Consider the following 15792-nt stretch of genomic DNA (forward strand, 5'->3'; position numbering starts at 1 on the left):
AAGTGCCTTCTTATAAAGAGAATTCCCCAAACTCTTCGGTATCTACTTCCGCGTCAATAGCACCCACCAGGTAGGAACTGATCTCCGACTCCTGTGGAGCTACTTGCACGTTGTCACTCACCAGCCATGCATCCATCCAGGGCAGCGGGTTACTTTTCACACCAAAGGGCGCCGACAAATTGATTGCCTGCATACGCTGGTTAGTGATGTATTCGACGTACTGGCAGAGAATGCCTTTGTTAAGGCCAATCATGGAACCTTCGCGGAACAGGTAGTCTGCCCAATCTTTTTCCTGCTGAGCCGCATCGGTAAACATCTGGATAACTTCCGGCTCACACTCGCGGGCAATATCTGCCATCTCCGGGTCGTCCTTACCCTGAGCAAATATCTGCATCATGTGCTGAGTAGAAGTGAGGTGAAGGGCTTCGTCCCGGGCGATCAATTTGATCACCTTGGCATTGCCTTCCATTTTGGCGCGTTCGGCAAAGGCAAAAGAGCAGGCAAAACTCACGTAAAAGCGGATCGCTTCCAGAATATTCACAGAGGCGACGGTCAGGTAGAGTTTTTTCTTCAGATCACGCAGGTCAACCACCACCTCTTTGCCGTTGATAGTATGGGTGCCGGCACCAAAGTTGTTGTAGTTGTTCACGCCTTCAATTAGGTCGTCGTAATAGCGAGTCACACTCTCGGCACGGGCGATGATGTGCTCGTTGTGCATGATGTCATCAAACACCTCGCCGGGGTTGGGAATGATGTTGCGAATAATGTGCGTATAGGAGCGAGAGTGAATGGTCTCACTGAATGACCAAGTTTCGATCCAGGTTTCCAGTTCCGGCAGCGATACGATGGGCAGCAGGGCCACGTTGGGCGAACGTCCTTGCACGGAATCCAACAAGGTCTGGTACTTGAGATTAGAGACGAAAATGTGTTTTTCGTGCGCGGGCAGATTCGCGAAGTCGCTGCGGTCGTTGGACAAGTCCACCTCTTCCGGGCGCCAGAAGAACGACAACTGTTTTTCGATCAGCTGTTCAAAAATAGGGTATTTCTGCACATCGTAGCGAGACACATTCACGTTTTCGCCAAAGAACATGGGTTGTTCCAAAGCGTTGAATTCATTGCGGTTAAAGGTTTGGTAAGTCATACACTCTTACTCTTTATATATCCAGTTAACAGCCCGTCATTGCGAGTGAGCGTAGCGAATGTGGCAATCTCCATCAGCACACAACTAGCTTCAAAAGATTGCCGCGTCGCCTGCGGCTCCTCGCAATGACGAGGGTTATCAAATCTTGCAAGCGCCGCCAGCGCAACCGTCGTCTTCCTCCAGATGGCTGTCGGAAGCACCATCGCGGGTGTTGTGGTAATACAAGGTTTTCAGGCCCAGCTTGTAGGTGGTTAACAAGTCTTTCAGCAACAGTTTCATGGGCACTTTTTTATCCGGGAAGCGCGCTGGATCGTAATTGGTGTTAGCGGAAATCGCTTGATCCACAAACTTCTGCATAATGCCGACCAACTGCAGGTAACCGTCGTTGCCCGGAATATTCCACAGTAGTTCATAGTTTTCCCGATACTTATCAAGCTCCGGCACCACCTGCTTGAGAATGCCGTCTTTCGACGCCTTCACTGACACAAAGCCCCGTGGCGGCTCAATACCGTTGGTGGCATTGCTGATTTGGCTGGACGTTTCTGAGGGCATCAACGCCGTCAAGGTAGAATTGCGCAAACCATCGCGAACGATATCCTGGCGCAGGCCTTCCCAATCCAAGTGCAGAGGTTCGTCGCAAATAGTGTCCAGGTCGCTCTTGTAGTTGTCGATGGGCAATACGCCCTGAGCGTAACGGGTGTCTTCAAATTTGCGGCAGGTGCCAAATTCCCGAGCCAGCTGGTTAGACGCCTTCAGCAGGTAGTACTGAATGGCCTCAAAAGTACGATGGGTAAGACCATTGGCTGAACCGTCAGAGTACTTGGCGCCATTTTTGGCCAGATAGTAGGCGTAGTTAATCACGCCGACGCCGAGGGTGCGGCGGTCCATGGAGCCTTTTTCCGCCGCGGCTACCGGGTAATCCTGGTAGGACAGCAAGCTATCCAGGGCACGTACCAGCAAATCGGCCAGTTCTTCCAAGTCATCCAGCGAATCCAACGCACCCAGGTTAAAGGCCGCCAGTGTACACAGGGCAATCTCACCGTCGGTGTCGTTGATGTCTTCCAGCGGCGCGGTAGGCAGAGCAATTTCCAGACACAGGTTGGACTGGCGCACCGGCGCTTTGCTGGGGTCGAAGGGGCCGTTGTTGTTGCAGTGATCCACGTTTTGCAGATAGATACGGCCAGTGGACGCGCGCTCCTGCATAAACTGGCTGAACAAATCCACCGCTTTCAGGCTCTTCTTGCGAATGTTGTCGTCTTGCTCGTACTGGCGGTAAAGCTGCTCAAATTTTTCCTGATCTTCAAAAAACGCATCGTACAAGCCGGGCACATCGGAAGGGCTGAATAAGGTAATGTCGCCCCCTTTAATGAGGCGCTCGTACATCAGCTTGTTGAATTGCACACCGTAGTCCAGGTGGCGAACGCGGTTTTCTTCCACCCCACGGTTGTTTTTCAATACCAGCAAGGATTCCACCTCCAGGTGCCAAATGGGGTAGAACAGTGTAGCGGCGCCACCACGTACTCCACCCTGGGAGCAGCTTTTGACCGCCGTCTGGAAGTGTTTGTAAAAGGGGATACAACCGGTATGAAACGCCTCACCGCCGCGAATTTCGGAACCCAGCGCGCGAATTTTACCGGCGTTCACACCAATGCCAGCGCGATGGCTTACGTAACGGACAATGGCAGCGGAGGTAGCACTGATGGAGTCAAGAGAATCGCCACACTCAATCAGTACGCAAGAGCTGAACTGGCGAGTAGGCGTGCGCACGCCGGACATAATTGGCGTTGGCAAAGACACTTTAAAAGTGGACACCGCATCGTAAAAGCGGCGGATGTAGTCCATACGGGTTTGTTGCGGATAGCTGGCAAACAAACAAGCGCCAATCAATACATAGAGAAACTGCGGACTCTCAAAAATCTCACCAGTTACCCGGTTCTGCACCAGATACTTACCTTCCAGCTGTTTGACCGCCGCGTAGCTGAACTTGAGATCCCGGCAGTGATCCAGGAAAGAGTCCATTTCATCAAATTCTTCCGGGGTGTAATCCGTCAGCAGATTGGCATCGTAGCGCTTGGCATCTACCTGTTTGGCTACGTGCTCGTAGAGCGTGGGCGGCTCGTATTGGCCGTAGGCTTTCTTGCGCAGGTGGAAAATGTTCAACCGTGCCGCCAGGTATTGGTAGTCCGGGCGCTCTTCTGAAATCAGGTCAGCGGCGGACTTGATCAGGGTTTCGTGGATATCAGCGGTTTTAATGCCATCGACAAATTGCAGGTGTGCTTTCAATTCCACTTCGGACACTGACACGTTGTCCAAACCCGCTGCAGCCCATTCGACGACTTTATGGATTTTGTCCAGATCAATGGCTTCCGTACGGCCATTCCGCTTGGTCACTTTCAGATCGCTGCTATTCATGATTTACCCATTTTTGGTGAAGTTATCGCTCTGACGACGTTTTTATTTTGAGAAATATGACGGATAGCGTCCATTTAGGCACTTTTAGCCGCAAATTCCTTTGCTTAGCACTATTTATCGGTAATTTATTGGAAATCTGTAGAGATTAGCCACCCCGTTGGACACACAATATAGTGTGTTCATTAAATGGTGGCAACACTATATGTAGGTATTTTTTGAACGGCGTTCATTTCAACGGTCACCACAAAACAGGATGTAAGTAAGCACTCACCCAAAAGCCTACAGCGGGGAAAGACACTGCAAAATTCAACTGAAAAATCGGCCTTTGCTAACCCCATGGTTGTACTCAAATAAGCCGGTAGCAGCATTTTTTTTACGATGGGGTTACAGTTGGAGCGTGGAACAACGTGAATTTTTTGAAATCCCCAACCCCTGCCAGGGCGTGTGTAAAAGCGGCCCCCGTGGCTATTGCTATGGCTGCTTTCGAAGCCGGGATGAACGCCAGCACTGGAACAGCTTGGACGACCCGATAAAGCGCAAAATTGTACATGCCTGCGCACTGCGAAAGCGGCGCTATGAGATGGGACAAGCTATTGTTGAAGATGGCGAAGAGGACATCCTGCAACAGCGCTTATTTGACTAAACGTATTGCCTGCCCAGCCACAAAAGATCTTAACGCTGGCAGTACCCACAGTACACGGTTGTTCGCTGGGCCAAGCGAACCTCTTTTAAGGCTGCACCGCATTGAAGGCAAGGCTCACCTCCCCGCCCGTACACGGATAGCTGCTGGGCAAAATACCCCGGCTTACCATCACCACCCACAAAATCTTTTAAGGTCGTACCGCCTTGCTCGATAGCGCGAGCCAACACCGTTTTGATCGTACCAGCGAGCACTCTGTAACGGGCGCGAGAGATTCGCCCAGCCTCACGCAAGGGGTGAATACCCGCAGCAAACAGGGCTTCGTTGGCGTAAATATTTCCCACACCCACCACCACGTTGCTGTTCATCACAAAGCTTTTAACGGGTACTTTGCGGCGCCGGGAGCAGCTGTACAAATAGTCACCATCAAAATCATCGCTCAAAGGCTCAGGCCCCAGAGCCTTTAATAAAGAATGCTGCAGAGGCTCTCCATCCACCCACAAAACCGCACCAAAACGACGAGGATCGGTAAAACGTATAGCGCGCCCGTTGTTCATTTCAATATCGAGATGATCGTGCTTGCCTACAGGCTGGTCGACAGGCACCACTCTCAAGCTGCCAGACATACCCAAGTGCATCAGCAAATGGCCGTTACCGACCTGCCACAACAAATATTTGCCTCGCCGCCACAGAGATTGAACCTTGTGGCCAAGCAACTGTTGCTCCAAATCGTCGGGTACGGGCCAACGCAGCTGACGGTGACGCACCGCCACAGCCTGTACCCTCTTATGGGTGGTGTAAGGGGAAATGCCCCTCAGAGTGGTTTCAACTTCCGGTAATTCAGGCATTTTTTATGGCCTTTACACTGTGACAATAAAAATAACTCTGGCATACTAGCGGCGCTAAACAATCCATCACAATAGAATTTTGTGGGCGACAACGGAATTTTGCCGTTTGCTCGACTCACTCAAGAGTTTAAGGGTAGGGGTAATCAATGGCTTTAGGTAAGCGCAGAAAGGCAGAGGACGAATCAGAAATTGATCTGACACCGATGCTGGACGTTGTATTTATCATGCTGATCTTCTTTATTGTGACAGCATCGTTTGTGAAAGAATCGGGGATCGATCTCAACAAACCACCTTCCAACGACAGCCCACCACCCGAAGACGACAACAAGCCTAAAAACGTTGTCTTTGAAGTGACTGCTGACGGCCAGATCCTGCTGAAGAAGCGTTTGGTTGATATCCGCTCGGTTCGCGCCAACATTGAGCGCATGAAAGCGGAAAACCCGGAAGCCAAGGTTATTGTTCAGGCCCACCCCCAGGCTCCTTCAAAAGTATTTATCGGCATTGCCGACCAGGCGCGGGAAGCAGAAGTGGCTCACGGTGACATTACCCTGAGCTTTAAAGAAGAGTAACTTCTCGCTTTAGCAGATTGAAAGCCCGGCTCCAGCCGGGCTTTTTTATGGGCGATACTTTCTCAATCTCGACACGGCCACCAATAGATCCAACAAACAGCAGCCATAAAAAAACCCGGCCAGGGCCGGGTTTTTTTCAAAACGCAATCTCTTACTTGATCTTGGCTTCTTTATACATCACGTGCTGACGGATGGTTGGATCGTACTTTTTCATTTCCAACTTTTCCGGCTTGGTGCGCTTGTTCTTGTCAGTAGTGTAGTAGTGGCCGGTTCCAGCACTGGATACCAGCTTGATCTTGTCACGGTTTGACTTGGCCATAAGCCTTCTCCTTTACAAAAAACGCCGCGGGCGCTTTAAACTTTTTCGCCGCGTGCGCGGATTTCAGTCAGCACCTGGTCGATGCCCTTCTTGTCGATAATACGCATACCCTTAGTGGAAACACGCAGTTTTACAAAACGCTTTTCGCCTTCCACCCAGAAGCGGTGGGTGTGCAGGTTCGGCTCGAACCGACGACGGGTGCGGTTCTTGGCGTGAGATACATTGTTACCGGTCATCGGGCGCTTGCCGGTAACCTGACATACTTTAGACATGACGTTGCCTCTATAGCCTGTTACTTCACCGCCACGGCCGATTTCAGTCGGGGCAATGGTCTTGAATTTACTGTAATTTCAGCGGGCCAGCGGGCAGCTATTAACCGTTACCAAAAGGGCCAACCCAAAAGAGGCGCGATTTATACCAGAAAGCCCTGATACAAGCAAATAAATTATCAGCTGCGGGAGGCAAGTGCATTGAGCAGGCACGCTGCTTTCTCAAAGCTTTCCTCGCTCAGCTAAGGACACAACCTGCCCCACCCCAACAATTATGTGATCCAAAACCCTCACGTCTACCAGAGCCAACGCTTGCTTTAACTGCTGGGTAATCGCCACATCCGCCTGGCTGGGTTCAGCCATACCGGACGGGTGATTATGAGCAAAGATAAGTGATGCAGCATTGTAGTGAAGCGCTCGTCGCACCACTTCACGGGGATACACCGCCACGCCATCCACTGTGCCGTAAAACAGCTCTTCAAACGCAATAAGGCGATGTTGGGAATCGAGAAACAGGGCGGCAAACACCTCCTGTTGACGAGATTGCAATTGCAGGCGCAAATAGGATGAAACTGCCGTTGGGCTGGTGAACACCTGCTCGCGCTCCATCGCTTCCTGCAAATGACGACGAGCCAGCTCAAGGCTCGCTTGTAACTGTGCGTATTTGGCACTGCCCAATCCCTTGAGTTGGCAAAATTGCCGGCAGTCCGCCTGCAGCAGTGACACCAGACTGCCAAAGTGAGCCAGCATTTCCCTGGCCAGGTCTACTGCGGTTTTACCAGCACTGCCGGTGCGCAAAAAAATCGCCAGCAATTCGGTATCTGACAGCGCTGCTGCGCCCTGTCGAATCAACTTTTCCCTGGGGCGTTCCCACTCGGGCCAATCCTGAATAACCATAATTCTTCCCTGTGAAATTCCGTTTTCTCAATATAGCTAACAAGTCAGTGAACACTTACTGTCAACTATATATTGGCCACTGCTCAGTCAAACATTCGCGCAGATTCGCAACAGCGACTTTTCATATGAGCAGCTAACAGGTATCTTAGCGCTTTTGTTGTACCCTTTCAGGAAACCCAATGACGTCCCTAACCAACAAACGCATCCTTCTTGGTGTGAGCGGAGGTATTGCCGCTTACAAAAGCGCCGACTTGGTGCGCCGCCTGCAAGACGCCGGTGCGGAAGTGCAGGTGGTAATGACACCAGCTGCGTGCGAATTTATTACCCCACTGACCATGCAAGCACTGTCTGGTAACCCGGTGCATACCTCACTACTGGATCCAGAGGCAGAGGCCGCTATGGGCCATATCGAGCTGGCTCGCTGGGCCGACTTGTTGCTGGTGGCCCCCGCTTCCGCCGACTTTCTGGCACGCCTGGCTCAAGGCCAGGGCAACGACTTGCTCAGCACACTTTGTCTGGCCTGCCCATCCCCCATCGCTGTGGCCCCGGCTATGAACCAGGCGATGTATCGCAGCCAAAGCACACAAGATAACCTGACCCAGCTGGCAGAGCGCAATATCCATATATTCGGCCCAGCGGAAGGATCACAGGCCTGTGGCGATGTAGGCCCAGGTAGGGTATTGGAGCCCTTGGAACTGGTGGAGCATGCAGCCAGCCTGTTTACCAGTGGAGCCCTGGCCGGCAAGCGGGTGGTGATTACCGCCGGCCCAACCCGTGAACCACTGGACCCCGTGCGCTACATCAGCAATTACAGCTCTGGCAAGATGGGTTATGCCTTGGCAGAAGCCGCCGCAGAAGCCGGAGCAGACACAGTACTGATTAGCGGACCGGTAAATTTGCCGCCACCGGATCGGGTTACCACCGTTAGGGTCGTCAGCGCCCTGGATATGCACAGCGCCGCCATAGAGCACGCCGCAGGTACTGACCTATTTATTGCCACCGCTGCGGTCGCCGATTACCGTCCGGTACAGATGGCGGAGCAAAAAATCAAGAAAAGCGGCGATGAGATTACTTTGCAACTCACCAAGAACCCGGATATTGTCGCATCAGTGGCAGCGATGGAACCCAGGCCCACAACCATTGGCTTTGCCGCCGAAAGTGAGAATCTGGAACAATATGCCCGTGGCAAGCTGGAACGGAAAAAGTTGGACCTGGTCATCGCAAACGATATCTGCTGCGATGGCATTGGCTTTAACAGTGACGACAACCAGGTATCCGTAGTCAGCAGCAACGGCATTGAAACCTTGCCCAAGCTCAATAAACAGATACTGGCCAGGGAATTGATCCAGCGCTTTGCCACGTTGTTGGCAACCTAAACGGACAAAGACAAACACAGCATGGCAGAAAAAAACACCAACAAATCCCTGCTGAAAACGGACTCCTCGATCGCCCTATACGGCGCGCTGGTGCTGTTCGCGCTCATGCTGTTTGCCTGCTATCACCTGTATACCACGATCATCGCCGATCCGGCTCAACAGCGAGCCCAGGCGTTGGCCGAGCAAGGCGCCAACGCGGCGGTGCGAACCACCAATCACTTCATTGACGAGCAACTGCAGCAATTGCAATCGCTGGCGTCCCGGCCATTGACGGCCATGGCCCTGAGCGCCAGCGAAAACGATCGTCAAAAGCTGGAAAACAGCGTTACTGAGCTGATGCAAGGAGCGCAATACAGCCGCTTGATCACCAGCGCCGATACAGGAAACAGCCGCAAGCTCAACTTTGTGGCGCTGGATCTGGCACGCCGCGTATTGAACGGTGAGCAGGTATTGCCAGAAGCCATGCTTATGGATCGTGAATGGCATATTTTGATGATGTCAGCGGTCACCGGCAAACAGGACCAACAGCTCATGGGTTGCTTGCTGGTGAGCTTCCCCGCAAAACACCTGGCCAGCCGTTTTGCCGATGGTCGGACCTCCGGACAAGTCAAGTTAACCCAGCATTTGCCCGGCAGCGCTTCTCGAGCATTCGTCACCACTGGCAATGCAGAGAGCGAATCCCCCTCTTATCAGGTTGACACCCAACTGCCTCACTGGAAGTTGGCATTTAAACCCTCTCTCGACCAACTTCGTGCCAGCGAAACAGAGCTGTGGCTGTTTTACAGCGTACTGGCAGTTACCCTGCTGATCGGCGTCTGGGTGGGAACTCGCCTGGCCGTCCGAAGGGGCATGGAGATTAAGGCCAAACAGGACAAACGCAAACAGCAGCAACAAAAAGAAGCCGACGAATTGGCCTCTGCCACCTCATTCCTGTCCACTATTCCCAGCGCCTCAGCCGCAAACAACCAAGCTGCAGACGAGACAGAGGCCGAGCCACCACAAGACGATGATGTGTTCGACCTCAACAACAGTGATGCACCGCAAGCCGCTGCCGGCAAAGCAGCTGCGGAACCTTTGGGCGAAGACGCCCTGTCCGATGAAATTTTCCGCGCCTACGATATTCGCGGTCGCTACGATGAGCAAATCAGCGAACAGCTAGCCACCCACATCGGCCAAGCCCTGGGCACCATCGCCCAACAAAGCAACCAAACCAGCTTGGTAGCCGCTCACGATGGCCGCACCAGCAGCCCTGGACTTTACCAGGCACTGCTGAAAGGCATTCGCGCCAGTGGCTGTAATGTCATTTGCCTGGGTCAGGCGCCAACGCCGCTAATGAATTTCGCCATCAACCACCTGGAAGAAACCGACTCTGGTGTCATTGTCACCGCCAGCCACAACCCGCCGGAATACAACGGCTTTAAAATGTCCATCAACGGTGTGCCACTGACACCTGAACAGATCAAAAGCCTGCGTCAGCGCATTATTGCCCAGGATTACCTGGACGGATCAGGGGAACAAAGCCAGGTGGACTTGGTGGACGACTACATCGAACACATCAGTGACGACGCAGTGCCTGCCGATGAACTGAAGGTGGTGGTGGATGCCAGCAACGGAGTCACAGGCCCCATCGCCCCTTTACTGCTGGAGCAAATGGGCTGCGATGTGTCGCCACTGCACTGCGACGTAGATGGTACCTTCCCCAACCACCCACCAGACACCTCGGTGGCAGAAAACCTGCAAGACCTGATTCAAATGGTCAAACACCAGGAGGCCGACCTGGGTCTGGCTTTTGATGGTGATGGCGACCGCATTACCGCCGTCACCGCCAGTGGCCGCATTGTCTGGCCCGATGAACTGCTGATGATCTTTGCCCGAGACGTGCTCAGCCGCCAACCTGGGGCGGATGTGGTATTCGATGTAAAAAGTACTCGACGCCTCAATGCACTGATTGGTAACTACGGCGGCCGACCCGTAATTTGGAAAACCGGCCACTCTTTTATGCGTGAAAAAGTCCGTGAATTGGATGCCCCGTTAGGGGGTGAATACAGCGGTCATATTTTCTTCAACGATCGCTGGTTTGGCTTTGACGACGGCATGTATGCCGCTGCCCGCTTAGTAGAAATCATCAGTCTGCGAGAACAGAGCCTAGACGATATAGTAAGCACACTGCCCAAAGCCGTCGCCAGCAATGAGTACCGGGTGACCGTACCAGAAGCGGACAAGTTCTCACTGGTGGAGGCTTTAGCCAACAGCGAAGCTTTTGAGGATTGCAAGATCATCGACATTGATGGCCTGCGTATTGAAGCCGGCGACAGCTGGGGCCTGGTACGGGCCTCCAACACCTCTGCAGAGCTGACCCTGCGCTTTGAAGGCAATGACGAAGACAGCCTGCAAGCCATGAAAGATCGCCTATCCAGCGAGCTACTGGCTCTTGCGCCCCAGCTGACACTCAACCTCAACTAACTCTGGATCCAAGCCATTCAATGAGCACCACCGAGCCCCCTATCTCTCGCCGCGAACAGATTCTTCAATCACTGGCAAAGATGCTGGAAAGTGCTCCCGGTGCGCGCATCACCACTGCAGCCCTGGCCCGAGAGGTCGGCGTCTCTGAAGCGGCCCTGTATCGGCACTTCCCCAGCAAAACCAAAATGTATGAGGGCTTGATCGACTTTATTGAAGAAACCCTGTTCACCCGCATTAATCGTATCTTGGCGGAGGGTGAAACCGTAGAAACCCGCTGCCAACGCATCCTCAGCCTGCTGTTGGCCTTTGCTGAGCGCAACCCGGGGATTACTCGTATTCTCAATGGCGATGCACTAACCGGCGAAACCGAGCGTCTGCACACCCGAGTGGTGCAATTGTTTGATCGCATGGAAACCCAGATCAAGCAGGTATTGCGGGAAGCAGAAATTACTCAAGGGATACGCACCAGCCTGCCAACCGGCAGCTGTGCCAATCTTATGTTGGCTCTCGCTGAGGGCCGTATCAGTCAATTTGTACGCAGCAACTTCAAGAAATCCCCTACCGAAGGGTGGCAGGATCAGTGGTCTCTGGTCACTCAGGGGCTCTTCATTCACCACTGAGAGTGATGAGCAACAATAGGCACTGACACCTATTGGGTCAGCTGTTTATAGCGAGTGATGTAGGCGTTGTAACGCTGCTTTTCACGCTCTGACTCTTCCCGGCGCTGAACCAATGCCTGAGTGGCATCAGACTCGCGGCGCTCCAGCTCGCTGAGCATTCTGACTACCGCTTCAGAGACAACCCTACCACCACGCTGGAAGTCAGCGGCCTTGCGCTCTTCGTGGTTGCGCTGTTGACGCGTACTTTTCAAATTGCTTTCGATCAGAGCAATATCACGAGCCAGACTTTCCAGCTTGCGATCACGAGCGGCTTCAATCTCCGAGACAGAGCTGTAGCTCTTCAGCAGATACTGGTCCTCCACTTGCTGCTGTTGCAAACGCAGCTTGGCTGCTTTTTGCTCCTCCGTCATCACCACATGGGGCTCCACGGTTTGCAGCAATTTGCCCACGTTGTTGAGGATATCGTAACCCTGGGCAGCGAACTCCTTGGGAATATTGGTGGAAATCACCACATTTCCCTGAGCGTCTCGATAACGATATAAGCGCCCTCCAGCGTCTTGAGCATAGGCGCCACTGGGTAACTCCAGCGCCAGCAAGCTCACCACTAAAAGCAGCGACAGTAAAATACCAGGTACTTTCCTTTGTACTTCCGAGTTCATCGTTTAAACACCGTACTGACTGCGGTAGTCAATAATCTGGGACAGTGTGTGGGCCCGATCGCGATCTTCCCGCAAGTAATCAATAATATGATCAATGGTTACAATGCTAATCACCGGCACACCAAATTCCTGCTCTACTTCCTGAATTGCTGAATATTCACCGCGGCCTTTTTCCTTTCGATCTAACCCCACCACAACCCCTGCGGCCTCGGCGTTGTGCTGAGCAAGAATGTCCATGACTTCACGAATGGCGGTTCCTGCGGTAATCACATCATCCACAATCAGTGCTCGCCCCTGAAGTTTGGCACCAACCAGGGAGCCACCTTCGCCATGGGTTTTCGCCTCTTTGCGATTAAAGCAATAGGGCACACTTTTGCTGTGCTGATCAGCCAACGCCACCGCAGTGGTGGAGGCTAACGGTATACCTTTGTAAGCAGGGCCAAACAACAAGTCGTACTGCACACCAGCTGATTCGATGGCCGCCGCGTAAAAACGCCCCAATGCCGCCAGCGAAGCGCCGCTGTGAAACTCACCGGCATTAAAGAAGTAAGGGCTCACACGCCCTGATTTCAAGGTGAATTCGCCGAATTTCAACGCATTTTCGGCAATCGCGAGTTGCAAAAATTCTCGCTGATAGGCTTGCATAGGTCTACCTTATAAGTAGGGTGAGTGGTTATTATCGCCACTTCTGTACACCACAACCACCCGATGATTAACGATAATACTGCGTAATCGTGCACAAACCAGCGCCGTTGCGGTCTATTTATAAAGCACGATTTTTTGCCATGTGGATTGTCGGGTATGATACACGGACAGACAAGCCGTTACATAAGCTTCTCAGGGTTAGGCCCCACGCATAATAAAACCACCGGCATCCAGTCTGACCACAACGCACAAAGGTGACTATGCGCATAATCAGCCTCTGCGCCGACGGAATTCACCAGGCCGCTGAACGCAGCCTGTTTGCCTGGCTTGCATCCCAGGATGCAGACATTATCTGCCTGCAGAACCTGAAAGCCCAGGAACACGAATTGGAATGGCAGCCACAATTTGAACTGGAGGGGTACTTTGCCTACTTCTTTGGCGATGCCGAGCCCAACTCCAATGGCGTGGCTATTTACACCCGGGAAATGCCCAAAGCCCTGATGTACGGCTTTGGGTTCGCCAGTGGCGAAGACATGAAAGGCCGCTACTTACAAGCCGACTTTGCCCATACCAGCGTCGGCTCCCTGTTGGCACCGGTGGGCATCACTGGCACGCCATCCCAAGACGTCAAACGCCAGTTTTTTAACGACCTGCAGGCTCACTTGGAAAAAATTTCTCACAAGCGGCGCAGCTACATTATTTGCGGCAACTGGAACATTGCCCACAACGACAATGATCTCGAAAACCCTGACGACTACCGGGAAGAATCCGGCTTTCTTACCAGCGAACGCAGCTGGCTGAACGCCCTTTTTGGCGACCTGGGCTATTGCGATGCCTTTCGCCGGGGCAACTCAGATACTGATGAATTCAGTTGGTGGCCCAGTGGCAAGATCGGCCAAGGGGACGGCCGCCGCGTAGACTACCAAGTGGTGTCCAACGAGCTGGCACCACTGGTGGAATACGCGATTATGTACAAAGCAAAGGAGTTTTCCGCCCACACACCGGTGATTGTGGATTACGATATTGAAGAGCTTTAAAACAAGCTTCGAGCCGCGAGCTACTGGCTACGAGCAGCCCGAGTGAGCATCACGATCATTGTCATCCTGAGCGTAGCGAAGGATCTAATTCTCGCCACTAGTAATAGATTCTTCGCTGCGCTCAGAATGACAGACTTGCTCGATCTGCTCGCAGCCCGACGCCCGTAGCCCGCAGCTTTATTAAGGCTGCGCCAGTGCCATCTTCTGCACATTCACCAACTGGGTAATCCCCAGTTTGGCTAAATCCATCATCTGCGCCATTTCTTCCGCTGTAAACGGTGCTGCTTCAGCGGTACCCTGCACCTCGATAAAACCACCTTCCGCATTCATCACCACGTTCATGTCGGTTTCTGCGTTGGAGTCTTCCGGGTAATCCAGGTCCAGCACCGGCATGCCTTGATAAATGCCCACAGATACGGAGGCAATCATGCTTTTCAATGGAGTGCCTTTGGCTTTGATTTTTCCCTGTTTGCGCAAATGCTCGATGGCATCCACCAGAGCCACACAGGCACCGGTAATAGAAGCCGTGCGGGTACCGCCATCTGCCTGAATCACATCGCAATCGATGGTGATGGTGTTTTCACCCAGAGCCTGCAAATCCACTGCGGCACGCAGCGAACGGCCGATCAAGCGCTGGATTTCCAAGGTACGCCCACCCTGCTTGCCACGAGCCGCTTCACGGCCCATGCGGTCGCCAGTGGAGCGGGGCAACATGCCATATTCCGCCGTTACCCAACCCTGACCACTGCCACGCAGAAAGCGTGGCACACCGTTTTCCACACTGGCGGTGCAAATCACTTTGGTGTCACCAAACTCCACCAACACCGAACCTTCGGCGTGCTTGGTGTAATGGCGGGTAATTTTAACGGGGCGAAGTTGTTCCGGGCGGCGGCCGCTGGGGCGGGTCATAGGGCAAATCCTGTTGTATGTGAGAAGCGCGCGAATTCTACCCCGTTTTTCCATGCCCCAGCAAAAGCACTTTGCTGGTTTACAGTATCAGCGCACCAAATCCCCAGACGCTGCCGCAATCCCACCATTTTTATGGGCCACGCCGTCAATCACCCGCAGGGTCCAACCAAAGGGAACGCCGTATTCTTTGGCGTTCTTGCGAGCGTTTTCATAAAACGCCAAGCCGCGGGCATAACGGTGAGGGCCCTGGGCATCAGCACCGCCGCTGCGCTTTAGACTGTTGTGATTGGGGTTATTGTCTTTATTACCGAGCAACACCACCACGTCTTTTTGCAGTGCCGCTTTCAGCTGCGATTCACTGACACCGCTGCCTTTCAGGCCATAAGGGTAGTCGATATCGAGGTCGGCAAAGGTGTACCAACCGGCATTGGCGGGCAAGAAGCGTTTGGCCCGCGTCTGCTCCACAAACAGCAGGTAGCGATGAGCAAACTGTGAACCTGCAGAGTGGCCATAAAGCGTATAGCGCTGCTGCTTGCTGCCTAACTGTTGCTTCAGGTGATCAAAAATGGCCTCAATGGCTGAAAACGTCCATTCTGACTCAGGAATTTCAGCACCTTCGGCATCAAATACATTGCCGCGCTGATACTGGCGAGACTTGGGAAATGTCTCGCGATTAAATTCCGGCGCCACCACGATAAAGCCATCTCTATCCGCCACCTGGTCCCACTCGGACAAATAGCGAGCAGCTCCCCTTTTGGCACCGTGCATCATAAATAAAACAGGGGCAGTTTCCGTGTCGACCGTCGGCGGCACGTAAACCCAAACCGGAATCCTCGGTCCGGCCCAATCGCTGAAATACATATGGGTCAGACCTGGCGTCCAATCGACACCTGCCTGTTCGGTATTTTCCGTAGCTGAATCCTTCGCATAAGCCCCAAAACACAGAACACCGAGCATAACCAGAATTGAGCGAATTAATACGGTCATT

At 53.0% G+C, this 15792-nt stretch carries 16 protein-coding genes; 6 read left to right on the forward strand and 10 right to left on the reverse strand.

All coding sequences use genetic code 11. The features are described from left to right. Window positions 1-10: 10 nt before the first annotated feature. Together nrdB and nrdA are read right to left on the reverse strand one after the other, a co-directional pair. Window positions 11-1141, reverse strand: a complete 1131-nt coding sequence (gene nrdB, locus KFE80_08440) for a ribonucleotide-diphosphate reductase subunit beta (protein ID UTW44422.1) — start codon at window positions 1139-1141, stop codon at window positions 11-13. A gap of 138 nt (window positions 1142-1279) precedes the next feature. Next, a complete protein-coding gene (gene nrdA / locus KFE80_08445; protein UTW44423.1) occupies window positions 1280-3553 on the reverse strand; it encodes a ribonucleoside-diphosphate reductase subunit alpha in 2274 nt (757 codons plus the stop codon). Window positions 3554-3950: 397 nt separating this feature from the next. On the opposite strand from nrdA, the gene KFE80_08450 reads away from it, so the two are divergent. Beyond that, on the forward strand, window positions 3951-4196 hold the full coding sequence (locus KFE80_08450) for a DUF1289 domain-containing protein (GenBank protein UTW44424.1): 246 nt from the start codon (window positions 3951-3953) through the stop codon (window positions 4194-4196). Window positions 4197-4225: 29 nt separating this feature from the next. On the opposite strand, the gene mutM is transcribed toward KFE80_08450, so the two are convergent. Continuing rightward, complete coding sequence (gene mutM / locus KFE80_08455) at window positions 4226-5041, reverse strand: bifunctional DNA-formamidopyrimidine glycosylase/DNA-(apurinic or apyrimidinic site) lyase (protein UTW44425.1); 816 nt, start codon at window positions 5039-5041, stop codon at window positions 4226-4228. 146 nt (window positions 5042-5187) lie between these two features. On the opposite strand from mutM, the gene KFE80_08460 reads away from it, so the two are divergent. Next, complete coding sequence (locus tag KFE80_08460; GenBank protein ID UTW44426.1) at window positions 5188-5610, forward strand: biopolymer transporter ExbD; 423 nt, start codon at window positions 5188-5190, stop codon at window positions 5608-5610. A gap of 151 nt (window positions 5611-5761) precedes the next feature. On the opposite strand, the gene rpmG is transcribed toward KFE80_08460, so the two are convergent. From rpmG to radC, 3 genes are all read right to left on the reverse strand, one after another. Next, the gene (gene rpmG, locus KFE80_08465) at window positions 5762-5929 is read right to left on the reverse strand and encodes a 50S ribosomal protein L33 (GenBank protein UTW44427.1); all 168 of its coding nucleotides are present in this window, start codon (window positions 5927-5929) and stop codon (window positions 5762-5764) included. A gap of 35 nt (window positions 5930-5964) precedes the next feature. After that, window positions 5965-6201: a 50S ribosomal protein L28 gene (gene rpmB / locus KFE80_08470; GenBank protein UTW44428.1), complete on the reverse strand. Its 237-nt coding sequence runs from the start codon at window positions 6199-6201 to the stop codon at window positions 5965-5967. A 219-nt stretch (window positions 6202-6420) separates the two neighbouring features. Next, complete coding sequence (gene radC / locus KFE80_08475; protein UTW44429.1) at window positions 6421-7095, reverse strand: DNA repair protein RadC; 675 nt, start codon at window positions 7093-7095, stop codon at window positions 6421-6423. A gap of 179 nt (window positions 7096-7274) precedes the next feature. Here radC and coaBC point away from each other — a divergent pair, with 179 nt between their 5' ends. From coaBC to slmA, 3 genes are read left to right on the forward strand one after another with little or no spacing between them, the layout of a single operon-like run. Further along, window positions 7275-8471 (forward strand): bifunctional phosphopantothenoylcysteine decarboxylase/phosphopantothenate--cysteine ligase CoaBC, encoded by a 1197-nt coding sequence (gene coaBC / locus KFE80_08480; protein ID UTW44430.1) that lies wholly within the window; start codon window positions 7275-7277, stop codon window positions 8469-8471. 21 nt (window positions 8472-8492) lie between these two features. Continuing rightward, window positions 8493-10934, forward strand: coding sequence for a phosphomannomutase/phosphoglucomutase (locus tag KFE80_08485; GenBank protein UTW44431.1), 2442 nt, complete (start codon window positions 8493-8495; stop codon window positions 10932-10934). 20 nt (window positions 10935-10954) lie between these two features. Next, window positions 10955-11554: a nucleoid occlusion factor SlmA gene (slmA, locus tag KFE80_08490; GenBank protein ID UTW44432.1), complete on the forward strand. Its 600-nt coding sequence runs from the start codon at window positions 10955-10957 to the stop codon at window positions 11552-11554. A gap of 29 nt (window positions 11555-11583) precedes the next feature. Here slmA and KFE80_08495 read toward each other — a convergent pair whose 3' ends face one another. Together KFE80_08495 and pyrE are read right to left on the reverse strand one after the other, a co-directional pair. Continuing rightward, entirely contained in the window at window positions 11584-12213 is a 630-nt protein-coding gene (locus KFE80_08495) for a hypothetical protein (GenBank protein UTW44433.1), read from the reverse strand. A gap of 3 nt (window positions 12214-12216) precedes the next feature. Next, window positions 12217-12858, reverse strand: coding sequence for an orotate phosphoribosyltransferase (gene pyrE / locus KFE80_08500; GenBank protein ID UTW44434.1), 642 nt, complete (start codon window positions 12856-12858; stop codon window positions 12217-12219). 260 nt (window positions 12859-13118) lie between these two features. Between pyrE and KFE80_08505 the strand changes: the two genes are divergently transcribed. Beyond that, complete coding sequence (locus KFE80_08505) at window positions 13119-13895, forward strand: endonuclease/exonuclease/phosphatase family protein (protein ID UTW44435.1); 777 nt, start codon at window positions 13119-13121, stop codon at window positions 13893-13895. A gap of 180 nt (window positions 13896-14075) precedes the next feature. Here the strand turns inward: KFE80_08505 and rph are convergent, their stop codons facing one another. Both rph and KFE80_08515 read right to left on the reverse strand, forming a co-directional pair. After that, the gene (rph, locus tag KFE80_08510) at window positions 14076-14804 is read right to left on the reverse strand and encodes a ribonuclease PH (protein UTW44436.1); all 729 of its coding nucleotides are present in this window, start codon (window positions 14802-14804) and stop codon (window positions 14076-14078) included. A gap of 87 nt (window positions 14805-14891) precedes the next feature. Continuing rightward, entirely contained in the window at window positions 14892-15791 is a 900-nt protein-coding gene (locus KFE80_08515; GenBank protein ID UTW44437.1) for an alpha/beta hydrolase, read from the reverse strand. Between the last annotated feature and the right edge of the window lies 1 nt (window position 15792).

It is taken from the genome of bacterium SCSIO 12696 (assembly GCA_024397955.1).
Lineage (GTDB): Bacteria > Pseudomonadota > Gammaproteobacteria > Pseudomonadales > Porticoccaceae > SCSIO-12696.